Annotated in this window: 4 protein-coding genes; 1 reads left to right on the top strand and 3 read right to left on the bottom strand. The window is 72.8% G+C overall.

What is annotated here, in order from left to right; all coding sequences use genetic code 11:
• Nucleotides 1-93: 93 nt before the first annotated feature.
• From AB0B01_RS30395 to mshD, 3 genes are all read right to left on the bottom strand, one after another.
• Complete coding sequence (locus AB0B01_RS30395) at nucleotides 94-1,035, bottom strand: CHAD domain-containing protein (RefSeq protein ID WP_361726076.1); 942 nt, start codon at nucleotides 1,033-1,035, stop codon at nucleotides 94-96.
• Nucleotides 1,036-1,039: 4 nt separating this feature from the next.
• Nucleotides 1,040-3,328: an RNA degradosome polyphosphate kinase gene (locus AB0B01_RS30400; RefSeq protein ID WP_361726079.1), complete on the bottom strand. Its 2,289-nt coding sequence runs from the start codon at nucleotides 3,326-3,328 to the stop codon at nucleotides 1,040-1,042.
• 387 nt (nucleotides 3,329-3,715) lie between these two features.
• On the bottom strand, nucleotides 3,716-4,660 hold the full coding sequence (gene mshD, locus AB0B01_RS30405; RefSeq protein WP_361726082.1) for a mycothiol synthase: 945 nt from the start codon (nucleotides 4,658-4,660) through the stop codon (nucleotides 3,716-3,718).
• Nucleotides 4,661-4,838: 178 nt separating this feature from the next.
• Here mshD and AB0B01_RS30410 point away from each other — a divergent pair, with 178 nt between their 5' ends.
• Nucleotides 4,839-6,653: a bifunctional metallophosphatase/5'-nucleotidase gene (locus tag AB0B01_RS30410; RefSeq protein WP_361726085.1), complete on the top strand. Its 1,815-nt coding sequence runs from the start codon at nucleotides 4,839-4,841 to the stop codon at nucleotides 6,651-6,653.
• Nucleotides 6,654-6,785: the final 132 nt, after the last annotated feature.

The raw sequence follows: 6,785 nt of genomic DNA on the forward strand, positions 1-6,785 counted from the left end.
GGGCCGGGGGGCGGCGGGGCCCCCCCCCCCGGCCGCGGCGCCGACCGCCCCCGGCGCCGGGGGCGGATTCCGGCCAGTTCCGGCCGTCCCGCGTCAGCTGGGCGATGGCGCGCCGACCCCCACCCCGATGCGGAAGAACGCCGTGCGGGCCGCCTCCACCTCATGGCGCTGGTCCGCGTGAAGGATGCCCAGGGCGTAGGCCGTCGCCGGGGCGATGCGCGGGGTGCGGGCCGCCGTCGCGGAGGCGGCCGCCGCCTCCGCCGCGTCGCGGTGGCGGTCCAGGGCCTCGCCCGCCGCGGCCAGCCGGTCCACCTCCTCGCCCAGGGCCTCCCGGGCGTAGCGGTGGACCCGCAGCAGGCGGCGCACCTCGTGCCAGGAGCCGTCGTGGTCGGCGTTGTACGGCTGTGCCCGCTCGGTCGGCGGCAGCGCCGAGACGGCCGCCGCCAGCCGGTGCCGCGCCACCTCCGCCAGGGGCACCAGGACCTCCTCCACCGGCCCCCGGGCCGCGACCGGGTCCAGCGGCACCTCCGAGGCGAGGACCGCGACCGCGTCCGCCACCGCGTGGAACCGGGAAGAGCCGAGGGCCTGGAGCGTCGCCGAGTGCGCCCGGGTCCGGGCCAGGGTCAGCTGGCGCTCCAGCAGCGCGCCCGCCCGCGCCGAGCCCACCGTGAGGGCGCCGGCGCCGCCCCGCGGCGAGGAGACCTCCGGCGTGCCCGCGAGCCGGTGCAGCGCGTCCATCAGCCGGGTCAGCCGGGCGGCGTACGCGTGCTCGTCGGCCAGGGTCGAGGACAGCCACACCAGTTCGGTGCGCAGCCCGTCGGCCCAGGAGGACTCGGTCACCACCCGGAAGGTGGCCAGCGATCCGCTGATCCGGCGCGCAGCCCCCCGCAGGCTGCGCGCCGCCTCAGCGCCGTCGACGGCGTCGGACCCGCTCACCGCGCTCCCGGTGTGCCCGCGGAGCGCGCGCAGGAAGGCGGTGGCCTGGGCCCGCAGGTACGTGCCGAGCACGTCACCTGCGGTACCGGTCCCCGCCATCAGGTCATGGTTTGGCTGAGCCACGCCGGCGCCTCCGGGCGTCTATGAGCATCTCCTGAACGTGCCGCAGCGGCTGGCCTTCGGGGTCGGTGCTGTGCCGGGTCCATTCGCCGTCCGGGCCCAGGTGCCAGGAGGAGGTGGCGTCGGACATGCCGGTTTCCAGCATCCGGTCGAGTGCCGCCCGGTGGGCCGGGTCGGTGACCCTGACCAGTGCCTCGATGCGGCGGTCGAGGTTGCGGTGCATCATGTCGGCGCTGCCGATCCACACCTCGGGCTCGCCGCCGTTGCCGAAGGCGAAGACCCGGGAGTGTTCCAGGAAGCGGCCGAGGACCGAGCGGACCCGGATGTTCTCCGAGAGCCCGGTGACACCGGGGCGCACGGCGCAGATGCCGCGGACCCAGATGTCGACGGGAACTCCCGCGCGGGAGGCCCGGTAGAGGGCGTCGATGAGGGCCTCGTCGACGATCGAGTTCATCTTGAGGCGGACGTAGGCGGGCCGGCCGGCCAGGTGGTGGGCGGCCTCCTTGTCGATCCGCGCGATCAGCCCGTCGCGCAGGGAGCGCGGGGCGACGAGCAGCCGGCGGTAGGTCTCGCGGCGCGAGTAGCCCGACAGCCGGTTGAACAGGTCGGAGAGGTCCGCGCCGACCTGCGGGTCGGCGGTGAGCAGGCCGAGGTCCTCGTAGAGGCGGGCGGTCTTGGGGTGGTAGTTGCCGGTGCCGACGTGGCTGTAGCGGCGCAGGGTGTCGCCCTCCTGACGGACGACCAGGGAGAGTTTGCAGTGGGTCTTGAGGCCGACCAGGCCGTAGACGACGTGGCAGCCGGACTCCTCCAGCTTCCGCGCCCACTTGATGTTGGCCTGCTCGTCGAAGCGGGCCTTGATCTCGACCAGGACGAGGACCTGCTTGCCCGATTCGGCGGCGTCGATCAGGGCGTCGACGATCGGCGAGTCGCCGGAGGTGCGGTACAGCGTCTGCTTGATCGCGAGGACGTCCGGGTCGGCGGCGGCCTGTTCCAGGAAGGCCTGCACCGAGGTGGAGAAGGAGTCGTACGGGTGGTGCAGCAGGACGTCCCGCTCGCGCAGCGCGGCGAAGATGTCGGGCGCGGACGCGGACTCGACCTCGGCCAGGTCCCGGTGGGTGCCGGCGACGAACTTCGGGTACTTCAGCTCGGGCCGGTCCAGGGAGGCGATCCCGAAGAGGGCGGTCAGGTCCAGCGGGCCGGGCAGCGGGTAGACCTCGGCGGGCGAGATCTTCAGCTCCTGCACCAGCAGGTCCAGGACGCCGGGGTCGATGGACTCCTCGACCTCCAGGCGCACCGGCGGGCCGAAGCGGCGCCGCATGAGCTCCTTCTCCAGGGCCTGGAGCAGGTTCTCGGCGTCGTCCTCCTCGACCTCCAGGTCCTCGTTGCGGGTCACGCGGAACATGTGGTGCGCGAGCACCTCCATGCCGGGGAACAGCTCCTCCAGGTGCGCGGCGATCACGTCCTCCAGCGGGACGTAGCGCTGCGGGGAGGCCTCCAGGAACCGGGACAGCAGCGGCGGCACCTTGACGCGGGCGAAGTGGCGGTGCCCGCTGACCGGGTTGCGCACGACGACCGCCAGGTTCAGCGAGAGGCCCGAGATGTACGGGAAGGGGTGCGCGGGGTCCACGGCCAGCGGGGTCAACACCGGGAAGATCTGGTTCCGGAACAGCGTGAAGAGGCGGGCCTGCTCCTTCTCGGTGAGGTCGGGCCAGCGGATGAGGTGGACGCCCTCCTCGGCGAGCTGCGGGGAGATGTCCTGCTGGAAGCAGGCGGCGTGGCGGGCCATGAGCTCGCGCGAGCGGGTCCAGATGAGGTCGAGGACCTCGCGGGGCTGCAGCCCCGAGGCCGAACGGGTGGCGACGCCGGTCGCGATGCGGCGCTTGAGGCCGGCGACGCGGACCATGAAGAACTCGTCGAGGTTGCTCGCGAAGATCGCCAGGAAGTTGGCGCGCTCCAGCAGCGGGGTCGTCGGGTCCTCGGCCAGCTCCAGGACGCGTTCGTTGAAGGCCAGCCAGCTGCGCTCGCGGTCCAGGAACCGCCCGGCGGGCAGTTCGCCGCCGTCCTTGTCCTCGTAGGGGTCCAGGTCGGCGTCGAGGTCGGGGGCGAGATCCGGTTCGAGGCCGACGTGGGGGCGGTGCGCGGCTATGGAGCCGATCCGCGCGGCCGCCGGTGCCGAGGCCGATGCCGGTGCTGCTGCGGGGTCGGCGGAGGAGGGGCGAGACGGGTGCTGGGCGGGGACCTCGGTGGGGCCTGCGCTGGGCTGGTGGCTCATGACTCCATTCTTCCGCGCACGCGGCAGGTCAGGCGCGTCGGACGTGGTCGCCGTCAGTCGGAGGCGGGGCTGCATGCGGGGAGGGTCGCAAGCGCGTCTTAAGGCCCGGTGAATGGCGCATGGCTTCCAGGGTCCGCATGACACACGAGTACGTCGCCCCCCGCCCCGGCGGCCCCGCGCACGCAGCACCACCCCCGGCCCGGCCGCCCCGCGGCGACCCGGCCTGGTGATCCGGCCCGGCGTACCGGCCCGGTGATCCGGCTCGGTGGTCCGGTCAGGCGGGTCGGTCCGCCGTCGTGCGGCCTGCCGCCGGGCCCCGGCGGCCTGCGCGCGGGCGCGGTGTTCCGGGGCTCCGGGCCGGCGGGAGCCCCGCGGGGTGGGGCGGCGTCAGCTTTCGGTGCGGTACATGAGGTCGACTTCGTGGGTGCTGAAGCCCATGCCCTCGTAGACGGAGAGGGCCGCCGGGTTGTCGGCGTCCACGTACAGCATCGCCGTCGGCAGGCCCGCCGCGGCCAGGTGGCGCAGGCCGATCGTGGTGAGGGCCTTGCCGAGGCCGCCGCCCTGGGCGCCGGGGCGGACGCCGAGGACGTACACCTCGCCGAGCTGGTCCGCGGCGTGGATCTTCGTCCAGTGGAAGCCGATGATCTCCCCCTCCTGCCCCTCCCGTTCGGCGAGGAAGAACCCCTTGGGGTCGAACCACGGCTGCGCCATGCGGTCGTCGAGGTCCCGCTGCGTCAGCGTGCCCTGTTCGGGGTGGTGGGCGAAGGCGGCCGCGTTCGCGGCGAGCCAGGCCGCGTCGTCCTGGCCGGGTACGAAGGTGCGCACGCTCACGCCGGGCGGCAGCACCGGCTCGGGCAGCGGCGGCGCGTCCGGGCCGTCGAGCGGGCGCCGCAGCTGGCGGAGCTCGCGGAACAGGGTCAGGCCGAGCACCTGCGCGAGGTGGCGGGCAGCCGATTTGCCCCCGTGTGCCCATACCCGGATCCGCTTGCCGGAGGCGGCGAGCAGGGCCGAGCCGAGGGCCCGCCCGTGTCCGCGTCCGCGCAGGGCGGGATGGACGACCAGCTCGGCGGCGGGGGCCTCCACCGGGTCGGTGTCCTCCAGTTGGCCGTAGGCGGCGAGCCGCCCCTTCTCGGTGACCAGGAAGTGCCGGATGCCCTCGCGGCGGCCGCCGCGCAACTGGAGCCGGCCCTGTTCGGACACGGCGGTGGTGCCGTCCGACCGGGCCGCCTCCTCGATCAGCGCGAGCACGGCGTCGGCCTGTTCCTCCGTCAGCTCGTCGAGCGTCTCCATCTGCCGTCCCGGCTCCAGGGCCGCTGCTGCGTCGTCAGTCATACGTCGAGCCTACGGCCGCGGGCGGCGCGGGTGGTGGTGTGCGGGCGGGGGTCCCGCCATCGATCCGTCTTCCGCGTGTAACCAGCTCGATACCCGGTACCCCCTGTCGTGCTACGCGCGTTGACCATAGGCTTCCCCGGACCTCCCATGCATTACCGCTGTCACATAAGGGGACTAAATGTCAGCGAAGCCACAACGGAACCGCCGCACGCGCCGGTTGGCCTTCACCGCCCTGGCCGTCACGGCCGGGGCCGGAGCGATGGTCGCCGCCGCGCTGCCGGCCGGGGCCGCGAGTGGTGGCGGTGCCGGCAAGGACCGCACCGTCGACGTGCAGATGCTGTCGTTCAACGACTTCCACGGCACGCTGGAGCCGCCGCAGGGCTCCTCCGGCACCGTGAGCGAGCGTCAGGCGGACGGCACCACCAAGGCCATACCGGCCGGCGGTGTCGAGTACCTGGCGACCGGCCTGCGCGAAGCCCGCAAGGGCCACGAGTACTCCGTCACCGCCGCCGCCGGTGACATGATCGGCGGCAGCCCGATGCTGTCGGGTCTCTTCCACGACGAGCCGACCGTCGAGGCGCTGAACAAGCTCAAGCTGGACGTCACGAGCGTCGGCAACCACGAGTTCGACGAGGGCAAGACCGAGCTGCGCCGCATGGCGTACGGCGGCTGCCACCCGGTCGACGGCTGCTTCGAGTACGGCAAGGAGTTCACCGGCTCCGAGTTCAAGTACCTCGCGGCGAACGTGACCGACGAGAAGACCAAGCGTCCGCTGATGTCGCCCACCTTCATCTGGAAGAAGGGGGACGTGAAGATCGGCTTCATCGGCGTCACCCTGGAGGGCACCCCGGACGTCGTGACCGCCGACGGGGTCAAGGGCCTCAAGTTCGGCGACGAGGTCGAGACGATCAACAAGTACGCCGAGGAGCTGAACAAGCAGGGCGTGAAGTCGATCGTCGCGCTCATCCACGAGGGCGGACTGCCCGCGAGCGGCGCGTACAACTACGACTGCAACGTGCCGGGTGCCGGCGCCGGCATCTCGGGCGCCATCGTGGACATCGCGAAGAACGTCGACTCGAAGGTCGACGCGCTGGTTACGGGCCACACGCACCAGGCGTACGCGTGCAACATCCCCGACCCGGCGGGCAACCCGCGCATGGTCACCTCGGCCGCCTCCTACGGCCGCCTGTTCACGGACACCACGCTGACGTACGACCGGCAGACCAAGGACATCGTCCGTACGCCGCTCGTCTCGCCGAAGCCGGTCAACAAGGTCGTCACCCGGGACCTGCCCAAGGCCCCGGACATGACCGAGCTGATCGACCGCTGGAAGACCCTGGCGGCGCCGGTCGCCAACCGGCCGATGGGCTACATCTCGGCGGACATCGCGGGCCGCGGCTCGGAGGCCCCGGAGAAGCCGCTCGGCGACCTGATCGCCGACGCTCAGCTGGAGGCCACGGCCCCGGCCGACAAGGGCGGCGCACAGCTGGCCATCATGAACCCGGGCGGCATCCGTGCCGACCTGGCCTACAAGGCCGCGGGTGACGAGGGGGACGGCGTCGTGACGTACGGCGAGTCGTACACCGTGCAGCCGTTCAACAACCTCATGAACATCGTGGACCTGACCGGTGCGCAGCTGATCACCGCGCTCCAGCAGCAGGTCAGCGGGCCGGTCAACGGTACGGCCCCGAAGATCCTCCAGGTCTCCAAGGGCTTCACCTACACCCTGGACATGACGAAGACGGGCGCGGACCGCATCGTCGTGGACTCGGTGAAGCTGAACGGCGCGGCGATCGACCCCGCCAAGACCTACCGGGTCGCGATGAACGAGTTCCTCGCGGGCGGCGGTGACGGCTTCACCGTCCTGAAGGACCACAAGAACAAGCTGGTCGGCGTGCCCGACCTGGAGGCCTTCAACGCCTACCTGGCGAAGTCCTCGGCGGCGAGCCCGATCGCCCCGCCGGCGGCGGACCGCATCACGGTCGTCAAGTAACGGTCGTCAAGCACCACGGAACACCTGCGTAGAGCACGCCCGGAGGGGCGGGGGGGGGGGGGGGCCCCCGCCCCCCCCGCGGGGTGGGCCCGAACCCCCAGGCCGGGGGGGGGGGAGGGGGGGGCGGGAGGG

The organism is Streptomyces sp. NPDC044571 (assembly GCF_040647115.1).
GTDB lineage: Bacteria > Actinomycetota > Actinomycetes > Streptomycetales > Streptomycetaceae > Streptomyces.